Annotated in this window: 19 protein-coding genes; 8 read left to right on the top strand and 11 right to left on the bottom strand. The window is 65.5% G+C overall.

Annotated features, from left to right (window positions below; all coding sequences use genetic code 11):
* Nucleotides 1-24 precede the first annotated feature (24 nt).
* The 8 genes from ACR5MH_RS09955 to ACR5MH_RS09920 all read right to left on the bottom strand — a co-directional run bounded on the left by ACR5MH_RS09955 (nt 25) and on the right by ACR5MH_RS09920 (nt 7,708).
* Nucleotides 25-120, bottom strand: coding sequence for a LacI family DNA-binding transcriptional regulator (locus tag ACR5MH_RS09955; protein ID WP_431347071.1), 96 nt, complete (start codon nt 118-120; stop codon nt 25-27).
* Between the two features lie 152 nt (nt 121-272).
* On the bottom strand, nt 273-1,040 hold the full coding sequence (locus tag ACR5MH_RS09950) for a nucleoside hydrolase (RefSeq protein WP_431347070.1): 768 nt from the start codon (nt 1,038-1,040) through the stop codon (nt 273-275).
* Between the two features lie 53 nt (nt 1,041-1,093).
* Nucleotides 1,094-2,056, bottom strand: a complete 963-nt coding sequence (locus tag ACR5MH_RS09945) for a sugar-binding transcriptional regulator (protein WP_433862550.1) — start codon at nt 2,054-2,056, stop codon at nt 1,094-1,096.
* 70 nt (nt 2,057-2,126) lie between these two features.
* On the bottom strand, nt 2,127-3,104 hold the full coding sequence (locus ACR5MH_RS09940) for a sugar phosphate isomerase/epimerase family protein (protein WP_431347068.1): 978 nt from the start codon (nt 3,102-3,104) through the stop codon (nt 2,127-2,129).
* On the bottom strand, nt 3,101-4,603 hold the full coding sequence (locus ACR5MH_RS09935) for an FGGY family carbohydrate kinase (protein ID WP_431347067.1): 1,503 nt from the start codon (nt 4,601-4,603) through the stop codon (nt 3,101-3,103). The genes ACR5MH_RS09940 and ACR5MH_RS09935 overlap by 4 nt, the downstream gene beginning before the upstream one ends.
* A complete protein-coding gene (locus ACR5MH_RS09930; protein ID WP_431347066.1) occupies nt 4,600-5,553 on the bottom strand; it encodes a transketolase family protein in 954 nt (317 codons plus the stop codon). The genes ACR5MH_RS09935 and ACR5MH_RS09930 overlap by 4 nt, the downstream gene beginning before the upstream one ends.
* A complete protein-coding gene (locus tag ACR5MH_RS09925) occupies nt 5,550-6,452 on the bottom strand; it encodes a transketolase (RefSeq protein ID WP_431347065.1) in 903 nt (300 codons plus the stop codon). The genes ACR5MH_RS09930 and ACR5MH_RS09925 overlap by 4 nt, the downstream gene beginning before the upstream one ends.
* 176 nt (nt 6,453-6,628) lie before the next feature.
* Nucleotides 6,629-7,708 (bottom strand): LacI family DNA-binding transcriptional regulator, encoded by a 1,080-nt coding sequence (locus ACR5MH_RS09920; RefSeq protein WP_431347064.1) that lies wholly within the window; start codon nt 7,706-7,708, stop codon nt 6,629-6,631.
* 322 nt (nt 7,709-8,030) lie between these two features.
* Here ACR5MH_RS09920 and ACR5MH_RS09915 point away from each other — a divergent pair, with 322 nt between their 5' ends.
* The 7 genes from ACR5MH_RS09915 to ACR5MH_RS09885 all read left to right on the top strand — a co-directional run bounded on the left by ACR5MH_RS09915 (nt 8,031) and on the right by ACR5MH_RS09885 (nt 20,312).
* Nucleotides 8,031-9,422, top strand: a complete 1,392-nt coding sequence (locus tag ACR5MH_RS09915; RefSeq protein WP_431347063.1) for an ABC transporter substrate-binding protein — start codon at nt 8,031-8,033, stop codon at nt 9,420-9,422.
* 22 nt (nt 9,423-9,444) lie between these two features.
* A complete protein-coding gene (locus ACR5MH_RS09910; protein ID WP_433862549.1) occupies nt 9,445-10,389 on the top strand; it encodes an ABC transporter permease in 945 nt (314 codons plus the stop codon).
* Nucleotides 10,386-12,155 carry a dipeptide/oligopeptide/nickel ABC transporter permease/ATP-binding protein gene (locus ACR5MH_RS09905; RefSeq protein WP_431347060.1) on the top strand — a complete coding sequence of 590 codons (1,770 nt, stop codon included), beginning with the start codon at nt 10,386-10,388 and terminating at the stop codon, nt 12,153-12,155. Before ACR5MH_RS09910 ends, ACR5MH_RS09905 begins: the two co-directional genes overlap by 4 nt.
* Nucleotides 12,152-13,009, top strand: a complete 858-nt coding sequence (locus ACR5MH_RS09900) for an ATP-binding cassette domain-containing protein (RefSeq protein ID WP_431347059.1) — start codon at nt 12,152-12,154, stop codon at nt 13,007-13,009. The genes ACR5MH_RS09905 and ACR5MH_RS09900 overlap by 4 nt, the downstream gene beginning before the upstream one ends.
* 8 nt (nt 13,010-13,017) lie before the next feature.
* Nucleotides 13,018-15,852: a family 78 glycoside hydrolase catalytic domain gene (locus ACR5MH_RS09895; protein WP_433862548.1), complete on the top strand. Its 2,835-nt coding sequence runs from the start codon at nt 13,018-13,020 to the stop codon at nt 15,850-15,852.
* Complete coding sequence (locus ACR5MH_RS09890; RefSeq protein WP_431347056.1) at nt 15,849-17,582, top strand: DUF5605 domain-containing protein; 1,734 nt, start codon at nt 15,849-15,851, stop codon at nt 17,580-17,582. Before ACR5MH_RS09895 ends, ACR5MH_RS09890 begins: the two co-directional genes overlap by 4 nt.
* Before the next feature lie 75 nt (nt 17,583-17,657).
* A complete protein-coding gene (locus ACR5MH_RS09885) occupies nt 17,658-20,312 on the top strand; it encodes a GH116 family glycosyl-hydrolase (protein WP_431347055.1) in 2,655 nt (884 codons plus the stop codon).
* A 777-nt stretch (nt 20,313-21,089) separates the two neighbouring features.
* Here ACR5MH_RS09885 and ACR5MH_RS09880 read toward each other — a convergent pair.
* On the bottom strand, nt 21,090-22,619 hold the full coding sequence (locus ACR5MH_RS09880; RefSeq protein WP_433862547.1) for an MFS transporter: 1,530 nt from the start codon (nt 22,617-22,619) through the stop codon (nt 21,090-21,092).
* A 240-nt stretch (nt 22,620-22,859) separates the two neighbouring features.
* On the opposite strand from ACR5MH_RS09880, the gene ACR5MH_RS09875 reads away from it, so the two are divergent.
* The gene (locus tag ACR5MH_RS09875; RefSeq protein ID WP_431347053.1) at nt 22,860-23,522 is read left to right on the top strand and encodes a TetR/AcrR family transcriptional regulator; all 663 of its coding nucleotides are present in this window, start codon (nt 22,860-22,862) and stop codon (nt 23,520-23,522) included.
* A gap of 25 nt (nt 23,523-23,547) precedes the next feature.
* On the opposite strand, the gene ACR5MH_RS09870 is transcribed toward ACR5MH_RS09875, so the two are convergent.
* Complete coding sequence (locus tag ACR5MH_RS09870; RefSeq protein WP_431347052.1) at nt 23,548-24,246, bottom strand: PKD domain-containing protein; 699 nt, start codon at nt 24,244-24,246, stop codon at nt 23,548-23,550.
* Complete coding sequence (locus ACR5MH_RS09865; RefSeq protein ID WP_433862546.1) at nt 24,246-25,577, bottom strand: hypothetical protein; 1,332 nt, start codon at nt 25,575-25,577, stop codon at nt 24,246-24,248. Before ACR5MH_RS09865 ends, ACR5MH_RS09870 begins: the two co-directional genes overlap by 1 nt.
* Between the last annotated feature and the right edge of the window lie 306 nt (nt 25,578-25,883).

Below are 25,883 nucleotides of genomic sequence, written 5' to 3'. Positions count from 1 at the left end.
CTGCCCGCAGAACACGATTTCGCGTCAGGGGGTGAGGTCGCCTCGCCCGGTGAGAGCCCGTGACGCGGTGGAAACCGAGACACCCGCCGCTTTCGCGATGTCGGTCAGTGTTACTCGCATCGAGGCCACATTGTCGATTCTCTCGTAGCGGAGCGAAGCTCACGTGTTCGAGGCGGCGAAGCGCTTGATCTTGGCGAACATGTCTTCGAGCAGGTAGCGGACGTCGACACTGTCCGCGACTCTCACGGTCCGGCCTTCCACGATCAGACTCATCAGCCTGCCGTCCGCGTCGATTCGCCGCACCGGATGGTGGCGCCAGACGGCACCCCCGGATTCAAGACGACACCGATCGCCGGCGAGTCGCCGAGCGAATGGCATTCCCGCTCGGGCTGCACGTAGGCGGCATTCCACTCTTTCAGCTGCTGCACGAGGTATTCGCCGAGCTGCCCGTACGGAGCGACGCGCTCGTCGAGTTCGGCAAAGCCGACGGAGACCATGCTGTAAACCGTCCAGGGGATCTGCCACACCGTCAGACCGGAGGCGAGCACCACATTGGCTGCGATGACGTCGTTGCTCGCGTTGAACTCGCCATGCGGTTCGCCGCCGTGAACGCCGTCGTGCGGGCTGCCCCCGATCCAGACCACCGTCAGGTCGGAGTTTTCGATGATCGAGGGGTCGAGGAGGATTGCGCTGGCCATATCGGTGAGCGGGCCGAGGAAGGTCACGAAGAGCGGACCCTTCTTGTGGGCTTCGCGGATGATCAGGCGTGCACCATCGGAGTCGACGGGGATGGCCGCGTCGTCCAAAGCGCGCGGGGCGCCGTTGGCGACTTCGACCTGGCCGTCCAGATCCATCAGCTCGAGGAGGAGGTCGACCTCGTGCCGGCTTTCGAGCATGCTTTCGGTGGTGCGACGTGTGCCGAAGTGCGCCGGGATGATTCCGGCGACATCCAGTGTGGGGGAGAGCAGCGCGTGAACGACGGCGAACTGGTCGTCGGCCTCGTTCTTTGCGTCCGTGTTGATGATGATTCGGCGCTTCATGAGCTTTGTTCCTTGATTGAAGTAGGGAGGGAATGCGCAGAGCCCGGCGGCGCTCAGTCGTCGGCGAGGAGCTGCATGGCTGTCGTCCGGTCGGTGATGAGGATGTTGATCCAGCCGCCACGCACCGCGCCGCGGATGGCCGCGTGCTTGCGCTCGCCGCCGGCGATGCCGATCCGTCGGGGAATGGCGCGCAGCGCCTCGCTGGTGATCCCGAGCACTCGGTCGTTCAGGTCGGTCTGGACGAGCTCGCCATTCTGATCGAAGAAGCGGAGGCACACATCGCCGACGGCGCCGGCCGCCTGAAGCGCCTCGGTCTCAACCTCATCGACCGCGTTGCCGGAAGAGGCGAGCAGGGTGGAGGGTTCGAGCGCACCGATGCCTGCCAGCAGGACGTTGAGGTCCTGCCATTGCTCGACCATGGAGCCCAAGTAGCGATCGTCCATGAGTGCGTCGCGGGCGGCCTTCGACCCGACGATGCCCGGGGCGGGGAAGAATCGGGGGGTCCCTCCGGTGACCCGAGCGAATTGGTCGGCGAGATGGTTGGCCTGCACCTGCACGTCCGGCCGGCCCACGCCACCGAGAACCTGGACGACCTCGCGGGAGACGCGGACCGGCCCGATCGGAGCCATCGAATTGACTGTCGCCAGGAGGGTCTGGGACCACGAGGAGATACCGATCCGTTCCGCGGTGGACAGGGCGCTCTCCAGGTAGGTGGCTGCGGCCGACCCGAGTGCGGCGAGCATCGACAGGTCGTCCGGCGCGATCGGCTCCGCCACGACGGCGTCCATCAGCCCGTAGCGTTCGGTGAGCGCTTCCTCGATGTCCGCGTAGAGCCCGGCGGGAGAGACGACCACTGTCCGCACGATGCCCGATTCCGTGGCTTGCTTGAGCAGTCGGGACACCCGCGATTGAGAGAGGTTCAGTCTCTCGGCGATCTCCGGCTGGCGCAGCCCCGCCTCGTGGTACAGCTTGGCCACCTTGGTGACGAGCGACAAACGTTCGTCGGCGAACTGCACGGGGAGGCGGGACTCGCCGAATCGCTCATGGCGCCCACTCTAGCTGCGGCGGAAAGGAGACTTTCGTGCGTCACCAGCCGTAGAGGGCGTTCTGCGCGAGCGTCATCGCGGTCACGGCGTCCTGTCTCGACTGCGCCTGCGCCAGCGCGTCGAAGTCGAGCCTGTCGAGGCCTTCCTCCACCTTCTTGAGGAAGCGGATCGCCGACTTCGCAGCACCGACCGAGTCTTCGCGGAACGGGAACTGGTCCAGCTGCCAGACGCCCTCCCAGCCGTTCTTGCGCAGGGTGACGAAGAACTCGAACAGCTCGATCGGGTGCACCGTGCCGGCGATCATGTCGTCGTCCCACGAGCGGAGGTTGTCGTTGACATCCATCCCGAACAGCCGGCCGTAGTCGATCGCGAGCTGGGCCGAGTCGGCCGGGGACTCCCCACCGAAGAGCGCGTGCCCGAAGTCGAGCAGGATGCCCACGTTGGGGAGGCCGATCTTCTCGATGCCGAGCAGGGTGCGGGCGACCGAGTCGAAGCTCATGTGCACGCGCGGCTCGCGCGGCTTGTACTCGATGACGAACTTCAGGTCCGGGTTCTCGCTCGCCAGCTGCCCGACGCCGTCGAGCGACGCCTTCCACAGCGCGCCGTGGTCGACCTGGAACGGGTAGTCCCAGCCGTCCTGCCCGGGCCACAGCTTCACGTACTCGGCGCCGAACGCGCGCACCTGGTTCGCGGCGTCGGTGATCAGCTCGTGCGCGAGCCGGCGGACGCCCGGGTCGGGGTTGGTGAAGGACCCCTTGGCGAAGACGCGCGTGTAGATCTCCGGCGTGATGCCGATGACGGAGAGCTTGTTGCGGTCGAGCGCCTCTTTGATCTGCTCGTTGCTGAAGTCGCCGCCGAAGAACGGGTAGTTCAGGTCGACGACATCGAGGTCGCCGACCTGGCCGGCGAGGTCGATGGCGTCGATGATGGTGCGCGGCTCGCCGTAGCCGTCGGTGGCGTAGCGGTCCACATAGGTCGCGAAGTGCCAGATGCCGGCACCGTACTTCTGGTTGCTCATGAGATCTCCTTCAGCGTGTCTGTGGTGAAGTCAGGACGTTTGGTCGGGCGTAGTCGAGACCGGTCGATCGCCGTCTGCCAACGGCCGTTTCGCGTTGAGCGTTCGGAGAAGAGGCTCTGCGGCTCGAATTTCGAGTTGTTGGTGCTCCAGGGAGGTGTTTCGTCGTTCCACATTCCGGCGCTTTGGCCTGCCAGCCAGGCTGCCCCCAGCGCAGACAGCGCGCTCAGCTCGGGCCGGATGATCGTTCGGCCGGAGAGGTCGGCCTGCAGCTGCATGACGAAGTCGTTCTGCGCGGGGCCGCCGTCGACGTAGACCTCGTCGATGCGTGACGCTCCGCTTCGGTCCGCGGCGGCGAGCACGTCTTCGATCTGGAGAGCGATGGATTCGAGAGCTGCGCGTGCGAGCTCAGCCCGCGTCGTGCCCAACGTCAGCCCGCTGATGAGACCGACCGCGCTGTCGTCCCACCAGGGGGCGGCGAGCCCGCCGAATGCCGGGACGAGGTCGACGGGGGCAGGAGGGGCGTTCTCGGCGAGGCTGATCAGTTCGGCGACGTCGGTTCGGAGGAGATCGGCGAGCCAGACGAGAGTGCCACCGGTAGAGAGGATGTTGCCTTCGAATGCGTGGGCGAGGGCTCCGGACCGCGACCATGCGATGGTGTTCGCCAGCGACCCGGAACGGACGGCGTCGGTGAGTCCCATCACCGAAGAGCCGGTTCCGTAGGTGACTTTGACGGCGCCCTCGCGTCGGATCCCGTGGCCGAACAGTGCGGCGTGCGAGTCGCCGAAGACGCTCCTCACCGGAGCCCCCTCGAGGCGCGGATCCGTGAGAGGTTCACTCCGAGTATCGGAGTCGACGATGTCGGGCAACGCGGCCCGTGGGATATCGAAGACCTCGAGAAGCAGATCGCTCCACTGACCCGTGCGGAAGTCGACCAGCTGAGTGCGGCTGGCATTTCCGCGTTCGATGCGTCGTTCCCCTGTCAGGTCGTTCAGCAGCCATGCGTCGACGGTGCCGAGGGTGATCTCGCCGGCTGCTGCGCGCCGACGATCGGGGTCGATGCGGTCGAGTATCCAGGAGAACTTCAGAGCGGAGAACATCGCATCGACCGGCAGCCCGGAGAGGTCCCAGACCTCCTGACCGACCATCGACGCGTTGAGCTTCTCGGCGGTGTCGCTGGTTCTGCGGTCCTGCCATCCGAGCACGGGGCCGAGCGGTGTGCCGGTCGCAGTGTCCCAGACGACCGCGGACTCGCGCTGTGTGCTGAGCGCGATCCCGGCGACAGGCGCGTCGGTCTGAGCCCGGAGGGTGGCCAGCACGGACTCCACCGAGCGTGCGATCTCGAATGCATCCTGTTCGACCCATCCCGGCTGGGGATGGGACTGTCCGATGGGGACGGATGCGGTGCCGAGCAGCTCACCGGATGCGGCGATGGCCAACCCCTTGGTCGAGCCGGTGCCCTGGTCGACCGTGAGGATCACTCCGTCGTGGTTGTGCTTCATCGGGACAATGCTCGCAGGGCCGCGGTGTGGATGTCAGGGGCTGTGAGCCCGGCGTACTCCAGGAGGAAGGTAGCACTGCCCGTCGGGGCGAATTCGCGGAAGCCGAGAATCTCGACCGGCACGCGGTCCGCTCCGGCGACGACGGCAGAGGCGACTGCCGCGCCGAGCCCGCCGGCGACATTGGCCTCCTCCACCGTGACGATCGCACGGGTGTGGCCGGCGGCGTCGTTGATCGCGTCGATGTCGAGAGGAGCGAGATAGACGGCGTTGAGAACGCGTGCCGACGTTCCGTCTGCCTCGAGCAGATCGGCGGCCGCGAGCGCTCGGGACACCATGGTGCCGGCGGCGATGATGGTGACGTCGCTCCCATCGCGGAGTTGCTGGAACCGGCCACGATCGAGTGTGGAGGTCTCCGAGGGGAGATCCGGCACCTTGTAGCGGCCGACGCGGATGTACGTCGGCCGAGGGTTCTCTACGGCGCTACGAATAGCTGCAACGGTCTGGCTGCGGTCGGCCGGGACGACGATATCCAGGCCGGGAAGGGCCCGGAGCCACGAGTAGTCCTCGATCGAGTGGTGGGTGGGGCCGAGCTCGCCGTAAGCGACGCCGGGGCTCATCCCGCACAGGATCACCGGCAGCCGGCTGTACGCGACGTCGGCCTTGACCTGTTCGAGGGCTCGCCCCGTGAGGAAGGGACCGGCTCCGCAGACGAACGGGATCAGTCCGGCGTTGGCCAGACCGGCGCCGACCCCCACCATGTTCTGCTCCGCGATTCCGACGTTGATCAGCCGGTCGGGGAATCGCTCGCGGAAGCCGCCGAGGTTGCTGGATCCGACCGAGTCGTTGCAGACCGCGACGATGCGGGAGTCCTGTTCCGCCAGCGCAATGAGCTCTTCGGCGAACGCGACCCGGTTGTCATAGGTCTGGACAGGGGCTTCGGTGGTAGTCATGCCAGCTCCTTCAGGGCCTGCTCGACCTGCTCGGCGGAAGGAACCTTGTGGTGCCATTCGACGCGGTCTTCGATGAATGAGACGCCCTTGCCTTTGATCGTGTTCGCGATCACGGCGACGGGTTCGCCTGTGCTGGAGGGGCCGAACGCGGCAAGCAACTGGGAGTAGTCGTGCCCGTCGATTTCGCGGACCTCCCAGCCGAACGACGCCAGCTTGTGATCGAGCGGGTCGAGCCGATTGGTGTCTTCGGTGCGCGCGCCCTGCTGCAGCCGGTTGCGGTCGACCACGGCGGTGAGGTTGTCGAGTCCGAAGTGAGCGGCGGACATGAAGGCCTCCCAGTTGGAGCCCTCCTGCAGTTCGCCGTCGCCGGTGACCACGATCACCCGGCTTCCATCGCCGTTGAGCTTGGCTCCGATGGCCGCGCCGACGGCGACCGGCAGTCCGTGACCGAGCGGTCCGGTGTTCGTTTCCACGCCGGGGACTTTGTTGCGGTTCGGGTGGCCGTTGAGCGGTGACAGAGGCTCCATGAACGAAGAGAGGCGGTCGGGTGCGAAGAAGCCGCAGGAGGCGAGGGTGGAGTAGAGCGCGGCCGAGCAGTGTCCTTTGGAAAGGATGAATCGGTCGCGGCCGGCTGCTGCGGGTGTCGCGGGGTCGACGTCGAGGACCGCCAGGTAGGCGACGGTGAGGATGTCGGTCACGGAGAAGTCGCCGCCGATATGGCCGAGCTGCGCGCGGTCGATCATGCTCACGACCGAACGGCGTATGCCGTTCGCCCACGTGTGGAGGAGTTCATTCTGCGTCGCGGGGTCGGCAGCGGCGATCTCGTTCCGGGCCGTCAGCCAGCGGAGACGTGCGTGTTCGTCGACACTCAGCGCGGGAGGAGGGTCTAGGTGAATCATGGCTTCCCATCAGATTGCATTTCTATGCAAGAACAAGTCTTCATTCATCATCGCATTGAATCGACTCAAGTGCAAGACCGTTCAAGCGTGAAAGAATATGCGCGGAAATGGGACGGTCGACCCGTCACGAAGTGGAAGCGCAGGCGAGGGTGCTCCGGTGATCTCCGTCGATCGCGTCAGACGGTGCGTGCGAGCGGGCCGCTGGAGCGCGGAGACCACTCCGGATCGGTGGTCGACCGGATGATCAGCTGCGGTGTGACCAAGTAGCGAAGCGGTTCCACTCGTCCGCCGATGCGCTCCAGGAGCAGGCGGGCGCTGATCCGACCGGTCTCGCGGCTCGACTCGTTCACCGTGGTCAATCCGATCCTGGACACCCCGGCGACCGCGATGTCGTCGTAGCCTGCGATTGCCAGATCTTCGGGAACCCGCAGGCCTTGCTCGTCTGCTGCGCGGAGTACGCCGAGTGCGGCGATATCCGCGCCGGCGAAGATGGCCGTCGGACGTTCGGGGGAGGCCAGGAGGGTTCGAGCGGCCTCGTAGCCGCCCTCCTCCGAGTAGCGCGTCACGACGACATTGGGCTCGAGCCCGTGATCGCGCATCGCCTGCTCGTATCCTCGCTGCCGCTCTGTGTGCGAGAGCACGTACTGACCTTGCAATCCGCCGGACGGCTGACTCGTGTGGGCGATGTCGCGGTGACCGATCGAAACCAAGTGATCCACCATCAGACGCGCGCCCAAGCGGTCATCGTCGACCACGGTGTCGAAATTCCGGGGCGCACCGTGCCGAGCCACGATCACCGTCGGAATCGACCTGCCGAGATCCTCGAGCCACGCCTGGGACATCACGGGGGCGATCACGACGACGCCATCGACCTGGCGATCGAACAGGGCCTCGAGGCTGCGCCGCTGGCTATCCGTATCCAGGCCGCCCCTGACGACGATCTCCTGGTAGGGGGTGTCCGACAGGGCGCCGCTGATGCCTTCCGCGATCTCGGGCTGGAACGGGCTCGCGAATTCCGTGACCATCACACCGATCGTGTACGACCGCCCGCGCATCTGCCGGGCGCCTGCGTGCGGACGATAATGCAGCGCTTCGATCGCCGCAGTCACCCGCGCCCGCATCTGGGGGCTGACCCCCGACGCTGAGCGGAGGACTTTGGACACAGCGGAGGCGGACACTCCGGCGGCCTCCGCCACGTCGTGAATCGTGGCGCGGCGACGCGGCGTGTCCTCCGGCGGAACTCCGTTGACCGACATCTCGTTTTGACCCTATTCGACAGACGCTCAAGAAGCAATGTCATCGAATTGAAACCATTTTGCGCAAAAGAATGCTAGTTGAACCGGCTTTCTTTGTGCGTATTCTTTACCGACACGTAGAACGATGCACATTCATTGGATCGTTTCAGAGCGTCTCGAACACAGCGCCATCCCCAACAAAGGAGTTGCAATGCGAAGCACCCGACGACGAGCGCTCCTCGCTCTGTCAGTCCCGGTCCTGGTCACAGCGGTCGCGCTCAGCGGCTGCACGTCAGGATCCTCCTCGTCCTCGTCAGGTTCGAAGGATCTCCTCACCCTGGGCATGACCCAGGACATCACCGGCTGGGACCCCACGAACCAGCCGTCGTACCAGAACTACCCGGCGATGGCCGTCTGGGACACCTTGATCCGATGCGACAAGTTCGGTAAGCCGCTCGCCGGCCTCGCAACGGACTGGAAGATCAGCGATGACCAGCGCACGATCACCGCGACGCTGCGATCCGGGCAGAAGTTCTCCGATGGCGAAGCAGCCGACTCGGCCGCGGTCAAGGCCACGTTCGACTACGCCGCCACCCAGGGTGCCGGCTCTGCCCGCTACAAGGGTCTGAAGGTCGACGCGCCCGACGCCACCCACGTCAGCCTGACCTGGCCGGCCTCGAACCCGCTGATCGTCCTCAACACCTGCAATGTGCCGATCGCCGCACCCAAGACGATCTCGAGCAAGGACTTCAAGGCGCCGATCGGCTCGGGTCCGTACAACCTCGACACGTCGCACACCACCCAGGGCTCCGTGTACACGTTCACCAAGAACGACAACTACTGGGACAGCAAGACGTACCCGTACAAGAAGCTGGTGGTCAAGGTGATCGCCAGCGACACCGCCGCCCTGAGCGCCCTCAAGACGGGCCAGCTCGACGGCTCGCTCATCACCACCGCGACCGTCAACCAGGCGAAGTCCTCCAACCTCAAGCTGCAGACCCTCAAGTCGAACGAGACCACGCGGCTGCTGATCACGGACCACCTGGGTAAGACGATCCCGGCCCTCGGAAACGTGGACGTCCGCCGCGCCATGAACATGGTCTTCGACAAGCAGGCCGTCGCCGACAAGCTGTACCTCGGCAACGCGTCGCCCGCCTACCAGATCTTCAAGCCCGGCAGCGACGCGTACATCTCCGGCATGAAGGACCCGTACCCGTACGACGTCGACAAGGCGAAGGCCCTGATGAAGAGCGCGGGCTACGAGAACGGCTTCACCCTCACGATCCCGGTGATCGCCAACACGGGTGTCGACAAACTGCTGCCGTACGTCACCCAGCAGCTCGGCCTGATCAACATCAAGGTGGAGCAGCAGCCGCTGTCCGGTCCCAACATGTACAACGAGCTGCTCAGCGGCAAGTACCCGGTGCCGCTGTGGCCGCTGGGCAACTACGGCGAGTCCCTGCAGGACATCTACGACTACGTCCTCACCGGCGGAATCTGGAACGTCTCGCACCAGGACGACGCGACCATCGACGGTCTCTGGCAGAAGATCACCACGACCTCGGGCGCCGAGCAGAAGCAGGCCGAGCAGGACGTCAACAAGTACATCACCGACCAGGCGTGGTTCGTGCCGATGGCGTACCCGGATGGCTTCTTCGCGTACAGCTCCAAGATCACGGTGAAGCCCGCTTCGGACTTCAGCGGCCTGAACCCGCTGCTGCGGGACTTCCAGTAACACCCTGAAGAGGTCGAGTTCCATGTTGACGATTTCCATCCTGAAGAAGTTGGCGCGAGCCGTCGCTGTATTCCTCGTCGTCACCTTCGTGACCTTCTGCATGATGTTCGGAAACGGTGCGGGCATCGCCCGCGGCGTGCTCGGGCTGAACGCCCAGCCCTCCGATGTGCAGAAGGAAGTCGTCAAACTCGGGCTCGACCAACCGCTTCTCGTCCAGTACGGGAAGTGGCTGCTCGGAGTCGTCACCGGGAACCTGGGTCAGTCGTACTTCACGGGACAGTCCGTGAACGACGCTCTCGCATCCAGGGTCCCGGTGACCCTCTCCCTCGTGATCGCCACCCTCATCCTCACGCTGCTGCTCAGTGTTGCGATCGGCGTCACAGCGGCCGTCTACGGTGGATGGCTCGATCGCGTATTCCAGTTCCTCACAGTCCTCGGGGCCGCCGTCCCGGCGTTCATCATCGCCGTCGGGCTGGTCTTCGCCTTCGCAATCGCGCTTCCATTGTTCCCGGCCACCGGCTACGTCGCCCTCAGCGACGACCCTGCCGCGTGGCTCCATTCGATCGCACTGCCGGTGATCGCGCTCCTCATCGGATCGGTCGCGAGCGCCGCCACCCAGATCCGAGGTGCCGTCCTCGATGTTCAGGGCCGCGACTTCGTCCGCACCCTGCGCGCACGCGGTATCCCCGAGCGGCCGCTGCTGTTCCGGCACGTGCTGCGCAGCGCGTCCGGACCCGGCCTGACCGTCCTCAGCCTGCAGACCATCGCCCTCCTCGGCGGCGCCGTCTTCGTCGAGCAGATCTTCGCACTCCCCGGCATCGGCCAACTCGCGAACACCTCTGCTCAACAGGGCGACGTTCCGATCGTGATGGGCATCGTCCTCGTCACCATCGTCTTCGTCCTGGTGGTCAACCTCCTCGGCGACCTGGCCAACGCCGCGCTCAACCCGAAAGCGAGGACACGATGACGAATCGGCCTACCACCGAGTTCATGCTGTCCGTCAAACCGCAGCCCACTCCGCGCCGCCGGCGACCGCTCATCGTCCGGCTCCTGATGAAGCCGGAAGGCGCCATCACCATCGCCTTCCTGCTGCTCGTCGTCGTGCTGGGTGTGTTCGCCTGGGTGATCGCGCCCGTTCCGCCGAACACGACCGATTTGGGCGCAGTCAACGCGCCGCCGTTCTCGCCCGGCCATCCGCTTGGCGCGGACCAGTCGGGACGCGACATCCTCTCTCGCTTGGCATGGGGTACGCAACCGACCATCGTCGGGGCGCTGATCGTTCTCCTGGTCTCGGTCATCGTCGGCGTCACGAGCGGCCTTCTCGCGGGCTTCTTCCGCGGGAAGACCGAGGGTATCGGCACCTTCGTCTCCGACGTGATCATGTCGCTTCCGGGAATCGTCCTGCTCATCGCGCTGTACACGCTCACCGGCCCGAACATCCCCGCCGCGATGGCGGTGTTCGGCATCCTCGTCGCCCCCACGTACTTCCGGCTCGTCCGATCCGTCGTCGTGAATGTGCGCAACGAGCTCTACGTCGACGCGGCGCGAGTGGTCGGCCTTTCCAACACCCGTATCATCGGCCGCCACGTCCTCTGGGCCGTGCGTGGCCCGGTGATCATCCAGAGCGCCTTCATCATCGCTGCCGGTATCGGCATCCAGGCCGGTGTCGACTTCCTCGGCCTGGGCGATCCCAAGCAGCCGTCGTGGGGAACGGTCATGCAGGACGCCTTCAACAACATCTACAACAACCCTGTCGGCGTGTGGTGGCCTGCCCTGCTGATCAGCCTCACCATCCTCAGCCTGGTTCTCCTTGGAAACGTCCTTCGTGACGAGCTCCAGTCCACCGGGGTCAAGCCGCTCAGCACGCGGAGCCGGCGGTCGCTCGCCACGGACACTTCGGCGGCGCCCGTGCGAGCCGTCCCGCGCGGCGAGAACGTCATCGCCATTCGCGGCCTGAAGGTCGGGTACCCCCAGGCGGACGGAACGATCACAGAAGTCGTCCACGGCGTCGACCTCGACGTGAAGCCCGGCGAGATTCATGGCCTGGTGGGCGAGTCCGGGTCCGGCAAATCGCAGATCGCGTTCTCCACCCTCGGCATCCTTCCCAAGGAAGCGGTCATCCTCGGCGGAAGCATCTGGATGGACAGCGACGACCTGCTTGCCGACCATAAGGGTCTCGCGGCCGCTCGCGGCTCCAAGATCGGGTACGTGCCGCAGGAGCCGATGTCCAACCTCGACCCGTCTTTCACCATCGGCGCCCAGTTGACCTACGGGCTGCGCGCGGTCAAGTCGATCTCGAAGAAGGAAGCACGCGCTCAGCTGCTCGCGTTGCTCACCCGTGTCGGCATCCGCAACGCCGAACAGGTGTTCAGGATGTACCCGCACGAGATCTCAGGCGGCATGGCGCAGCGCGTGCTCATCTGCGGAGCGATCGCATCGGAGCCGCAGCTGATCGTGGCAGACGAGCCGACGACCGCGCTCGATGTGACCGTTCAGGCCGAGGTTCTCGAACTGCTGCGGGAGCTGAGCAGGGAGCGTGGACTGGCCATGATCCTGGTCACCCACAACCTCGGCGTCGTCGCAGACATCTGCGATGTGGTCAGCGTGATGCGGGACGGACGCATCGTCGAAGAGGCCGACGTCGAGTCTCTCTTCGCGTCGCCGAAACAGGCGTATACGCAGGAGCTCCTCGCGTCGTCCAGGAGCGTCGAGATCATCGAGGAGGCGTCATGAGCGAACCGATCCTGAGTGTGAAGGACCTGGTCGTCACCTTCGGCGCCGGCCGTACGGCGAAGACCGTCATCAACCAGGTCTCGTTCGACCTGCATGCCGGGGAGACCGTGAGCCTGGTGGGAGAGTCGGGCTCGGGCAAGACCACGATCGGGCGTGCCGTTCTGGGACTCGCGCCCGTCAGCGGAGGCGCGGTCGAATTCCGGGGCAAGACCATCAGCAACTCCTCACGCCGGGAACGGAGAAAGACGGCACACGATATCCAGGTGGTCTTCCAGGATCCCTACTCTTCGCTGAACCCGTCGATGACGGTCGAGGATATTCTCGTCGAACCGCTGAAGGTCGCCGGAATCACCGACGGTCGTTCCAGAGTGCGCAAGCTCCTCGACTCGGTCGGGCTGCCCGCCGACTCAGGCTCTCGATATCCGAAGGAATTCTCGGGCGGCCAGCGACAGCGCATCGCGATCGCCCGAGCGCTCGCCCTGGAGCCCGCCGTCATCATCTGCGATGAGCCGACGAGCGCACTGGACGTCACCACCCAGGCCAGGGTCCTGGAACTGCTGCGCGAACTGCAGGAGCGCACGGGAGTGGCCTACCTCTTCATCAGCCACGATCTCGGCGTCGTCAATTCGATCAGCGATCGGATCGCAGTGTTGTATCAGGGGCAGATCGTCGAGATCGGTGACGCCGCCCAGGTCGCCTACCATCCGGCGCACGAATACACGCGCCGGCTGCAAATGTCTGCCCCCGTCGCAGATCCAGCGGCCCAGCGGGAACGACGAGAGCAGCGCCTCAAGCTGTTCTCCACCTCCGGCCCGTTCGAGTCCGCGTCCGTCGCGCAGCAGCCTGCCGTCTAGGAGACCACGTGCCCACCTCGTCGAGCCCGACGCCGCCCCGATTCGAACATCGCACTGAGCTCGGCCCGATCCTGGGCATCGGCACGGAGCGCCCCCGATTGTCGTGGACGGTTCCGACCGCACCCGCCGGATGGCTGCAGCGGCGATACGAAATCGAGATCGAACGCGCCGATCGCCTCGACCGGTTCGAAGTCGCGTCCAACGATCAAGTCCTTGTTCCCTGGCCGGGCCGGCCGCTGATCTCCCGGGAATCCGCCCGCGTACGAGTTCGGGTCGCCGATGACCAATACAGCGGCTGGAGCGAGTGGGCGACGGTCGAAGCAGGACTCTTCGACCCAGCAGATTGGCGCGGGTCCTTCATCACGCCGACGGAGATCGGTGGACTCGACGACGCGGCGCCGATTCTCCTGAGCAACGTCGACCTCGCGGGTCGGATCGTCCGCGCGCGCCTCTACGTCACGGCGCTCGGCACCTATCAGGCCACGATCAACGGCCGGGCGATCTCCGATCAAGTCCTCGCCCCGGGCTGGACCTCGTACGACCACCGGCTCCGTTACCACGTGTACGACGTCACGGGCATCGTCGAGGCCGGCGCGAACGAGCTCGGTTTCACTCTCGGCAACGGCTGGTACCGCGGGCGCCTCGGATTCGAAGGGCGGCGAGCGATCTACGGCGACCGTCTCGCGCTCCTCGCCCAGCTCGAGGTCACCCTCGCCGACGGCTCGGTTCAGATCCACGCAACGAATGACTCGTGGTGCGCTCTCTCGTCCGGTGTCGTCGCCGACGATCTCTACGACGGCCAGACAACGGATCTCCGGATCGAGGCACGCACCGGTCGACGGCACGCCGTCGAGTCGGTCGATTACCCCAAAGAACGGCTCGTTGCCGCCGAAGGACCTGTAGTGAGACCTGTTCAGGAAGCACCGGCCCTGAAGGTGTGGACGTCGCCGAGCGGACGCACTCTCGTCGACTTCGGGCAGAACATCGTCGGCTGGGTGCGGCTCAGGACCAGCGGTCTCGCGGCCGGCACGACGGTCACCATCCGGCACGCCGAAGTCCTGGAGGACGGGGAACTCGGAGTGCGGCCGCTGCGTACGGCGAAAGCGACGGACAGCTACGTCATGGACGGCGGTCCGGACCGGATCCTCGAGCCGGCATTCACCCTGCACGGGTTCCGGTTCGCCGAAGTAACGGGCGTGCCACACCTCACCGCTGCCGACATCACAGCGATCGTCGTCGCCTCGGACTTGCGACGAACCGGGTGGTTCGAGAGCTCGAACACTCTTCTCGACCGCCTCCACGAAAACGTCGTGTGGAGCATGCGCGGCAACTTCATCGACCTGCCGACCGATTGCCCACAACGGGATGAGAGGTTGGGATGGACCGGAGACGCGCAGGTGTTCGCTCCCACGGCGTTCTCTCTCTTCGACACCGCGGGGCTGCTCTCCTCGTGGCTGGCGGACCTTGCTGCAGAGCAGTGGCCCGACGGCACCGTCCCGTACGTGGTCCCCGATGTGATCGGCGCGGGGTCGCCCCCGTCCCCGACGGCCGCGTGGGGCGACGCAAGCACCATCATCCCGTGGACGATGTTCGAGAGGTCCGGAGACTCCGGCATCCTGGAGCGCCAATATCCGAGCATGCGGCGGTGGGTGGACAGGATCGCGGCCGCGGCCGGCGACCGGCACGTCTGGGACCAGGGCTTCCAATTCGGAGACTGGTTGGATCCTGCCGCGCCACCGGACGACCCCGCTCGTGCGATGACAGACCCCGCTCTGGTTGCGACCGCGTACCTGGCACGATCGGCGCACGTCCTCGCCGCCACCGCGGCACAGCTCGGCTATGCGGAGGACCACGCGCGCTACGCGCGGCTCGCGGACGAGACGCGCGCAGCGTTCTCCCGACGTTTCGTCACGGCTGACGGACGAATGGAATCCGATTCACCAACGGCCTACGCGGTGGCGATCGTCTGGGATCTGTTCGCCGACGAGAGTCAGCGCTCCGCGGCTGGCCGGAGGCTCGCCGACCTGGTGCGCGCCGGCGGCTTCCGCATCAGCACAGGATTCGTCGGAACGCCAGTCATCTGCGACGCCCTCACATCCACCGGGCACGCTCAGGTGGCACATCGCCTCCTGCTGCAGACGGGCTGCCCGTCCTGGCTCTATCCCGTCACGATGGGGGCGACGAGCATGTGGGAACGTTGGGACAGCATGCTCCCCGACGGGACCATCAACCCCGGCGAGATGACGTCGTTCAACCATTTCGCGCTCGGTGCCGTCGCCGACTGGCTTCACCGCAGCGTCGCGGGACTTGTCCCTCTGGCACCCGGCTACCGCCGGATCCGGATCGAGCCGGTCCCCCCGGCCGACCTCGACTTCGCGAGCACCACCCACCGGACTCCGTACGGCGATGCCCGGGTCGCGTGGCGACGAAACGACGGGCGTCTGCTCGTGACCGCTCACATCCCCGTAGGGGCGGAAGCAGACGTCAAGCTCCCCGACGGGTCCCGTCTCTTCACCGTCGCGCACGGCGACCACGAATGGGCGGTCGATCGTGAGCCGGGGGACCCCACGCCCGCGACCATCCGCGACCTCGTGGATGATGCGCCCAACTGGAGTGTCCTTCTCCGGGAACTCAGCCTCGCCGGCATCGGCTTCGACACCGAAACGAAAGTGGCCGGCCGGTTGCTGGCCTTCTTCGACCAACCCCTCACAGAACTCGCGCAAGCCCTCGCGCCCGAAGGCGCGACTCTGCCCGATACGCGTGCTCGAGTGCGCGAAATCACCTTGCGCGTTACCGCAAAGATGCCGGACCGCTCAGCGGTCTTGGAAGGAACCCTCGGATGAACAAGACTCTCGACAGATACTCCCCGTTGAGCTCGGCACTCGCCAACGAGCACGCTCGTGCCGTTCTCGAGAAGGAGGTCCCGGACGTCGTCGCCTCGCCGCTCGCGGAGGGGTTGCGCACCGCTCCGCTGGGCGGATTCCTCCAGTTCGTCCTGAGGCCCGACACGGCGAAAGCGGAGGAGCTGCTGGCAACCTTGGCGACGATCGAGGACACCTCGGAGCAGCCGGACGAGTCGGAGCCGATCGCACCCGCTGCGGACTACGAGTCCGACGGTGTGCCGCGGGGCTCCGCGCGGGTGCGGACACCCGAGTCGGCATCGCGCAACGAGACGGTGGAGATCGCGTTCGACGGGCCGTCGCACGGCAACCCGTTCGTCGAGGTGGAGCTGAAGGCCAGGTTCGAGCAGGGTTCGGACACCTTCCTCGTCGGCGGCTTCTACGACGGGGGTGGACGATTCCTGGTGCGCTTCCTCCCGTCGACGGCGGGCACCTGGACGTTCGTCACCGAGTCGAACGCGCGGTCCCTCGACGGGATCCGCGGGACGATCGTCGTCGCTGAAGGAGCAGCACCCGGACCTGTCCGCGTCGCAGAGCGGGGGACCCTCGCCTACTCGGACGGAACCCCGTTCGTGGGCTTCGGAACGACCGCCTATGCATGGACGCACCAGAGCCCCCGGTTGCAGGACCAGACGATCGAATCGCTGGCGCAGGCGCCGTTCAACAAGATCCGGATGGGCCTCTTCCCCAAGGACTACCTCTACAACAAGAACGAACCGGAGAGCTTCGTCTTCCCGCGCACCGACGACGGCTGGGACACCAACCGATTCGACCTCGACTACTTCGCGAACCTCGAAAGTCGGATCACGCAGCTAGCCGCCCTGGGCATCGAGGCCGACCTGATCCTGTTCCACCCGTACGATCGGTGGGGCTTCAGCGGACTCGGAAAGACGGCGGACGAGCGTTACCTCACCTACGTCGTGCGGCGTCTCGCCGGCTTTGCGAACGTGTGGTGGTCGATGGCCAACGAGTACGACCTCCTGACCACGAAACGTCCGGAGGACTGGCACCGCCTCGCTCGCGTAGTGGCGCGTGAGGATCATGTGGGGCATCTGCTGTCGATCCACAACTGGCTGGAGGTCTTCGACTTCTCGGTGGACTGGGCCACACATGCCAGCATCCAGGGCGGCGACGCCGAGATGGCGCCGATCGACGAATGGCGTCACCGCTGGGGAAAGCCCGTCGCCGTCGACGAGTTCGGCTACGAGGGCGACCTGGACCAGGGCTGGGGCAACCTCACCGCCGAGGCTCTTGTGCAGAGATTCTGGTCGGGGACACTGCGCGGTGGCCACCTGACGCACGGCGAGACGTTCTGGTCCGAGGACGAGATCATCTGGTGGTCGCGGGGAGGGCGGCTGCACGGCGAAAGCCCCGCGCGCATCGCCTTCCTGAAGAAGATCGTCGCGGAGTCGCCGACCGGAAGGGTGGATGCGCTCCCGGGGGACTGGGATGCCGTCACAGGCGGGGTCGCCGGCGAGTACGTCCTCATCTACTTCGGCGACCACCGGCCTCGTTTCCGCGACGTCACAGTTCCTCAGGGCATGCGCGCGGAAATCGACATCATCGACACCTGGCAGATGACCATCACGACTCTGCCAGGCACGCACGAGGGCACCGAGCGCCTCCAGCTTCCGGCCCGGCCCGGGATCGCACTGCGGCTTCGGGCGGTCTGAACGCTCCACAGGCTGCGCGCGATGGACGCGCGCGGATTCAACACCCATCAACGACGATGACCAGGAGGACGAACCGTGTTCGTATCCAGATCCACCAGATTGCATCATCCGAGATCGAAACGAGTACGGAACGCGGGAATCGCGGCCAGCGTCGCCGCCGTTCTCGTCGGGACGCTGCTGCCGATAACCGCAGCCAGCGCGTCGCCTCATTCGCCGGGCGGACGGGACTATTTCCCTGTACCGGACGCAGCAACAGTGCGCCCGCTCGGCGACATCGCTCCCGGCCCCACGACGCCAGGTTTTCCAGGGCTGCCGGTCAGCGTGCCCGGACTCGGCGTCCCGCTGGGAGGCGTCGGGGCCGGGTCGTTCATGATCAACCAGGCGGGAACGTTCGGACCGTGGTTCTTCGGCGGTTCCCAGGACGACGCGTGGGAGATGCGAACGCTTCCTCAAGCAGCGTTCCATGTGCGCGAGCAGATGGGTGCCGATCCCGCGACGGTGAAGACTCTCGCAACGGACGGCCCGCAGTCGTCGTATTCCGCCGCTCGGTCCTGGCAGTCGCCCCTCCCTGCTTGGAACACCCTGACCAAGGGTGAAGGCTCTTACGCGGCGCTGTATCCGTTCGGATACACCAGCTACACGCCGTTCAAGACGGACGTGTCGATGCGGTTCTTCTCGCCGATCGTCGCCGGCGAGGATCGCCGCACATCGCTGCCGCTCGCGTACTTCGACGTGAAGCTGGCCAACCACACTGCGCAGAACAGCAAAGTCTCGGTCATGTTCACGATGCCGAACGTGCCCGGTCACGATGGCCGGCAGCCGGCGACTGTGCGGACAGGCCTGTCAAACACCTATCAGGTCGACAAGAAGACCGGCGTGCAGGCCATCACCATGAGTTCGAACGATCCGTCCGACACGCCTGATGCAACGAACTCGGAATGGACCATCGCCGCTCGCCCTCAGCATGGCCAGACGGTCACGTACACCACGTCCTGGAACGGCAACGGTGACGGCAGCGACATTTACGCACCCTTCACCTCGAGCGGCAGCCTGTCGGACCGCCCCATCGACAACTCCAACTCCGCAGGCGCCATTTCCGTATCCGTCGACCTTCGCCCCGGGGAGTCCACCACGGTGCCGTTCGCGCTCAGCTGGGACTTCCCGCAGGTGTCCTTCGCTGACAACAACACGACCTGGATGCGTCGCTACACCGACTTCTACGGTGCGAAGGAAGACACGCAGAACAACTACGTGCCGGGAAGCTACCCGTTCCACCAGAGCTTCGCGATCGCACGAGACGCGCTGGCAGCACACGACCAGAACCTGCGGGATGTCGAACGCTGGTGGAATCCCATCGCGAACAACCCCGCATATCCGGTCGCGCTCCGAACCGGTGCGCTCAACCAACTGGCGCAGGTACCATTCCAGACCTCGCTCTGGGAGGGCGGCCTCGTATCCGACTCTGTCGCGGCAACCAGCGGAAAACGGCTGGGAACGTCCGTTCCCGGCACCCACCTCTATCTCGGCGTCGACTCGAACGCCGGAGGTGCTGCCAACGGCGGAATGGGTACGGAGGTCGGCACCTATAGCTATCTGGCCTACCAACAGGTATTCCCGACCATCGAGCGCGACCGCCTCCAGGCCAAGATCGAAGCGGTCCTCGCAGACCCGTACGGAGATCCGTGGGACCCATCCGTCACCTCATCGACGGATCCGGCGAGCTACGGCGCCACAGGGGACCCGTTCGTCACCTGGACGCAGGGAGCGCAACCATCGCCGGGTAATGTCTGGTTCATCGACCGGCCCAGCGAGAACATCTTCCGGCTCTACGACTACGCACGAGTCTCCGGCGACAAAGCGTTCCTGAAGCGGGCTTATCCCGCGATGCAGAAGCTGCTGTCGTACATTCAAGCGACGATCCCTGCCGGCTCGAACTTGCCCGAAGCGCCGAACATGAACGCCCCGAGCCCGGGTCTCAAGAGCCCGCTGCCGTACGCGAACGTGTTCGACGTCATCCCGGTGAACAAGGTCGACTCCTACGATTCGCAGCTCTACCTTCTTGCCCTTGAAGCAATCACGACCACGGGGCAGCGCGTCGGAGAGTCCGGCGCCACCCTCGCCGCGTGGAACACGCAGCTCACGGCTGCCAAGGCGGAGTACGAGGCGACGTTCTGGAGTGACACGCACGGGTACTACCGATACACGCCGGGTCCGACGACCGATAACGACAGCGTCCTGCTGGCGACCTTCTTCGCGCAGCACCTCGCCGAACGTGCCGGACTGCCCGACTTGGTCGACGTCGCCCACTACAAGCAGCAGCTCACCACACAGCTGTCGTTGTTCCAGTCGCAGCTGGATCCGCACGGCGACGCTCTCGGTGCGCCGAACATGGCGCTTCCGCCCGGCTCCACCGGATTCCCGTACACCGGCTTTGCCGGGACCACCTACGAAGACGGAGTCTGGCCCAGCGTCAACTACTCGGTCGGCGCCACCTACGTCGACGCGAGCAGGCGATTCAAGAACCAGGCATTCGCGAATCAAGGCATCGACCTCGGCTCGGCGGTTGCGACCCAGATCTGGAACGTCGACGCCAACGGCTACCAGTTCAACGCACCACTGCAGTGGAACAAGTCCAGTGCGAGCAAGTGGATCTATCCCGCCTTCGTGAGCAACCTTGCTTCGTGGGATCTGATCAACGCCATCAAGCCGGTCCGTATCCCCGGTAACTGACGGCAACCGGGGTTGGGGACGCTTCGTCGAGGCGTCCCCAACCCCTTCCTGCAGAACATTGACGCACACACCCGCGGGATGACCGTTGTCTCCATTTCCGCACAGGCCGCCTCGGTGGGTGACAAGTGTGATGCCTATTGAAGGACTCGCTACCGCTGAATCCAGTAGGGGATCTCAGTCCGGGAGTGCGGCCGATCTGGACGCGGCCGACGCTGTCATGTGGACCAGGTCGACCGGCAGCGCCCAGCGCAGCTCGGATGTCAGGCTCGCCTGGATCTGTGGCTTCGATCGTGCGCACAACTCGTAGGCGCGATCATCCATGCAGGCCAGTTCAAGTTCGGCTGGCCGCGGCGCGTTTTGGCCTACGAGAGGGCTCAGAACGCGGCTCAGTACGTCTGCCTGAGTTCGATAGCCGTAGCCCCCATGGCGGCGAGATTCCATACAGCGATGTCGGTGCCATGCTCGCAGGTCAACCGCTCGCCGGCTTGGCCGACTGACAGTGCGATCTGCATCCGCCACTGATTACGCGAAGCGGGCTGTAGCACCCGCGCGCAAATGGGCTGCGGGCAAGAGGCGGGAAAGAAGTACTGGTACACGGCTCTTCACGAGGGACGGATGACGGGGGCCGCTGACCGACTGCAGTCACATCAGCTGACGCGAAAGGCTAATTGCGCAATTCTTCGGTTGTCGGGCAGCTGCCGACCGCCTTGGTGGCCGACCCTCCCGCGAGGCGTCTTCGGCTCGAAAAGGAGAACCGCGTTCTTGGTCTGGTTTTGGTCAGTCGTTCCTTTTACGGCCGGAGCGCCCAAAGGGTGCGTTGCGCTCCCTGCGCACCACGCGGACCGCGTCGGTTCCGGTCAGTGGTGCTCCGGGGATGACCTCGGACTCGACCAGCACCTCCCGGCGCGCGAGCACGTCGGCAGTGATCGTCTTCATGTTCTGCTCGAGGCGGTGGTAGCGCAGCGCCACGAGTCCGGTTGCAACGGCGAAGATGGCTGGGATCCAGCTGTTGAGAGCGATGATGCCGTGGATGGCCGTCGCGCTCTGAGTGTTCGCGGCGCCAGAATATCCGGTCACGGCGAGCACTGACCCGAGTACGCCGGCCGCGATCGCACCTCCCACGGTGCCCGAGAATGAGAACAATGCGCCCCCGACGCTCTCCAGCCGCCTGTTGCCCTTCCACTCGTTATACGTGGCGTTGTCGATGATGAGGACGGGCGCGAGGAAGCTGATGGGGAGGGCAGCGAGCCCGGTGAGCACCGCGGACGCCATGATCAGAGGGAGATTCGCGCCGGCGAAGAGCATCACGAGGTAACCGGCCGCCCCGATGAAGCTCGAGACGGCGATCATGCGGGAGATCGAGAACTTCCGGATCAACACGGGGAAGAAGAACATCAGCGGGATGAGGGCGACGTACGAGACAGCGACGAGGCCTTGCAGGCCGATGTTGCCGACGACGTAGCGGAAGTAGTAGGCGCCGGCCGCGATGCTTCCGTACACACCGACAAGGATGGACATCGCCGACAGCACCCAGATATACGGGTTGCGGCGCAGCGTGCTGAAGATCTCGCGCATGCTGACGCGCTCGGCCTGGATCTCAGCGGCCTCGGACGACTCGCGGAACACCCAGAATCGGATGAGCCCGATGAGCGTGGCCGGGATTGCGATACAGATCGCCACGAGTGACCACGCCGCGGGATCTTTCCCGGCCGCCTGGATCGCGATGGGCATCCCGACGGTGATGATGATGGCGACAAGGACAGTGACAAGGCCGGTCTTCGCCGAGACATCGCTGTAGTGCTCGCGGCGGGGGAAGACGCGGGCGGTGAAGAGCGGGTTGTTGGCCTGATAGAGCGGCATGAACAGGGCCGTGAGCAGGATGTACGACGAGAAGATCCATGCGTACTTGGCGACATCGCCGAGGCTGCCCGGGGTCGAGAAGAGGAAGGCGGTGGCAGCCCAGCAGGCGATGATGATCAGGTCGAAGGGCCGGGCCTTGCCGAGCTTCGTCTCCGGCGCGCGGTCGACGATCCAGCCGGTCAGGAGCGCTCCGGCGGCGTCGAGGATCTTGCTGACGACGAGGAGGCCGCCGACGATCGCAGGGTTGAGCCTGAGGGTATCGGTCGCGTAGATCGTGAAGTATCCGGTCATGACGATCAGCGCGTTCATCGAGAACGAGTGCGCCGACCACGGGATCACCCGCCAGATCGAGACGCGGTCGCGCAGCTTCTCAGCCTTGGCCTCGGCCCGCTGCTCTCTGGTCGGCTTCTCGACCACCGGTGCTTCCTTCGTAGACGCCATCGTCATCGTTCCCTGCATTATCGGCCGCTGAAGCGGCGCGTGAGCCTTCGGTGAGAGAACTGTACGACCGAAGCAACCCGAAAAGCAAGGTGAAAGTTGAGTGTCTTGGAGGTTTCAATAAAAAAGCTACCCCGTGCGATGTTTTTTCGTGACCGATTGATGCGAAGAAGGAAGTAAAATCGAGCGATAGTGAGTATTTGCGGTTTTGTCCGTGGGTTCGGGAGGCGCGCTCGGTAAGGTGATCGAATGAGCAACACGGGTGCGAAGCGCGGGCCCTACGCGCGATCTCGGCAACGCCGAGAGGACGTCGCTAACGCGGTTCTGGAACTGATCGACGAACTGGGTCATGAGGGCGTCACGACCACCCTCGTCGCGGAGCGCTCCGGCATCAGCGAAGCGACCGTCTTGTATCACTTCCCGACGAAGGACCACCTGCTGGTCGCGGCCCTCCAGCGTGCCGACGAGCTGACGGCGGCCGAGTCCGGAGTCGCGAACGTGTTCAGCGGAACGGTCGATCCCGATCCCGACGGCCTGGAGCATTTCGAGGACATGCTCGCCGCCTCCCGAGGGATCGACACGAGCCCCCGCGCGCGTCTCCTGTACATGCTGCGCGGGCAGGCGGCCACGCCCGGCCATCCCGCGGCAGAGTATTTCGAGCAGCGCGACGCGGAGGCGATCGGCATCTTCGCCAAGCTCATCGGAGCGCGGCAGGAGATCGGGCTCGTTCACCCGAAGGTCGACCCGCGCGACGCGGCTACGCAGTTCATCGCGATGTGGAACGGGTTGGGTGCGATGGCTTACCTCCACGTCGACTTCGACGTCAATCGACTCGTCCTCGCAGGGTTACGCCTCCTCCTCGGAGAGCAGTTGATGGCGGCGCGGGCGCGGCTGGACGAGCTGGAGCCCTGAGCTCCCGCCGTCTCGGGTAGCTCTGTCAGCTCACGACGACACGGACGCGTCCGAGGTTCTGAAGCCGCCCGAACGCGCTCGTTGCGTACCCCGCGTCTTCCGCGGTGACTCGCGCGGTCACGAAATAGGTTCCGGGTCTCGCGAAGGCCGTCGAGCGGCTGGACGTGACGGAGCCCGCGGGGTCGACTGGCTCGAGGTCCGCGAATGCGCCGCTGCCGTCGATGTCCCAGGCGATCTCGACGATCGCGCCGGCTTGCGGCGGAGCTTCCGCGGCGGCGGTGAACGTCACGGTGTCTCCCACGGCGATGTCGGCGCGGCCGCCGCCGGCGACGGTGACTTCGATCGTCGGCTGAACACCGCGGCGATCCGTCGCCGCGGCCGGAGCGATGACCTGCCCGTCCTCCACGCGGTACTGCGTCGACGGAGCCGGTTCGATGCCCTCTTCGGCCCAGCGGGCGACCTGGCGGAGTGCGATGTGGATAGCCCCGAGGTACGACACCGTGTGCGTGGGGTGCTCCTGCTCGGCGATGTCGGCGTGGAGTGCGCGATCGATCATCCAGACGCGCAGCAGATCGTCGGCTGTGTCGCCCAGCCTCTCGCGGACTTTTCCTGCGTACCAGTCGGCCTGCCAGGGGAAGGCTTCCCGGTCATGCATGGCTTCCACGACGATCATCTTGCCGGCGATGTTGCCGGACTGGAGGGTTCCGGAGGCGCCGCGGGTCATCAGAGGTCCGACGAGAACGTCGCGTTGCGGATAGATGGGGCTGCCATCCGTGTTACGGAACTGGTCCCAGACCGTGAATTCGGCGGGGGAACCTGGTGTCGGTGGTAGGTCTGGGCGGCGAGGAAGTTGCTGTTGTCGATGATGATGCGATCACAGGGCTGGAGGTCGCGGAGCACCGGGTACAGGTCGGGGAAGTCGATGATGGCCAGACCGTCGTCGGATACGCGCTTGAGGTTCGCGCGAGTCCCTGCCGCGGCACCGTCTAGCACGGTAAGAACCGCATTCGCGGGGTCGATTCGAGGCATCTCGGCGAGCCGCACGGCCACGATGACGTCCCCGCCGGCCTGAGAGCCTTTGAAGGCCTCGTCGACGCCGCCCGCCGGCCCCTCGACCGCGCCGTCGCCGAACAGCCCGCACCGCGCGGCCTCGCCGCGAGTGTAGGTCTCGGCGACGCTGGTCGTGAGGATAACGCGATCGCGGTGCACGGAGGCGTCTGGATCGGCACCGAGGTACCCCGGCACGGTCCAGAAGTCTTCGAAGTACGTGGGATCGATCGCCTCGAGCGACTGGTAGAGCACGCCGAAGGCTTGCGTCCCCATCGTCCGGTGACCGTGCCACGCTGGCGGAGGAAAGCCCATCCTGGTGACCTCGGCCAGGGCCGCCCGCTGCTCTGAGTTGAGGCCGGCGTCTATCGGGGCCGTCGCTCCCGGCTCCGTCGCGTCGACGATCGCGTCGAGCACATCTCGCAGAACCCGCATCGCGTGCATACGCACGGTGAAGACATTCGGGATGGCGACCGGGCTGCCGATCACGTGCGGGACGAAGCCGTCCCACGCGCCGCGGGTGTTCTCGGCGCACGCGATGGTTCGGAAGCCCCCTCCTGAGCCGCCGTACGCGTAGCCGAAAGTGCGATGCTCGCCGTAGATCTCCTGGGCGAAAAGCTTCGCGTAGCGTGCGACGGCGGCGTTCGCGCGGTAGGCGCCGATTGTCGGGTCTGTGTTCAGTTGGGGGCGGGAGAGATCGATCGCGCCGCCTCCGTTGCTCTCCACGAAGAACGCGCCGGAACTGAAGGCGAAGCCGATCTTGTCTTCGGCACCGCTGAGCCCGAGCGCGAGATGCTCGCTCTCGGGCACGGGGGTGATGTGTTGGAAGAAGCGGCCGGCATAAGAGTGCTGCGGCGGTAGGTAGAAGGAGAAGCGCGTCTCGGTGCCCTCGAAGCCGCCATGCACGTAGCGGTAAGGATAGGGTTCGGTCCGCTCCTCGTCGGCGTCGACGTAGGGGCGATCGAAGACGGCGTCCTCGAGGTCGGCTCGAGTGATGGTGTCGGACATGAATCCTCCTGCGTCGCATCGTCACGTGAGGAACACTGTACGGTGAAACTTGAGTGAATACCAAGTTTAAAGGTGCTGAGGAAGCAAAGTGTCAGCGCAACGGTTGCCTTCAGGCGCTAAATCAGCTCAAAGACGGAAATTAGTGGCTCACCAGCCCGATTCCTGAGTTGAGCGAGTCTATCCGGGCGGGTTCGCCACCCTCGCGGACCGTCAGTCCTCGCCCCTCGCTGCAAGGCCCCCGGAATGCTACGGTTCCGGGGATTCATGATTAGCGGGATGAGGGTCCACCCTCGACCACTGAACAGG

Source organism: Streptomyces sp. L7, assembly GCF_050990935.1.
Lineage (GTDB): Bacteria > Actinomycetota > Actinomycetes > Actinomycetales > Microbacteriaceae > Leifsonia.
This window is presented reverse-complemented; position numbering and strand designations above follow the sequence as displayed.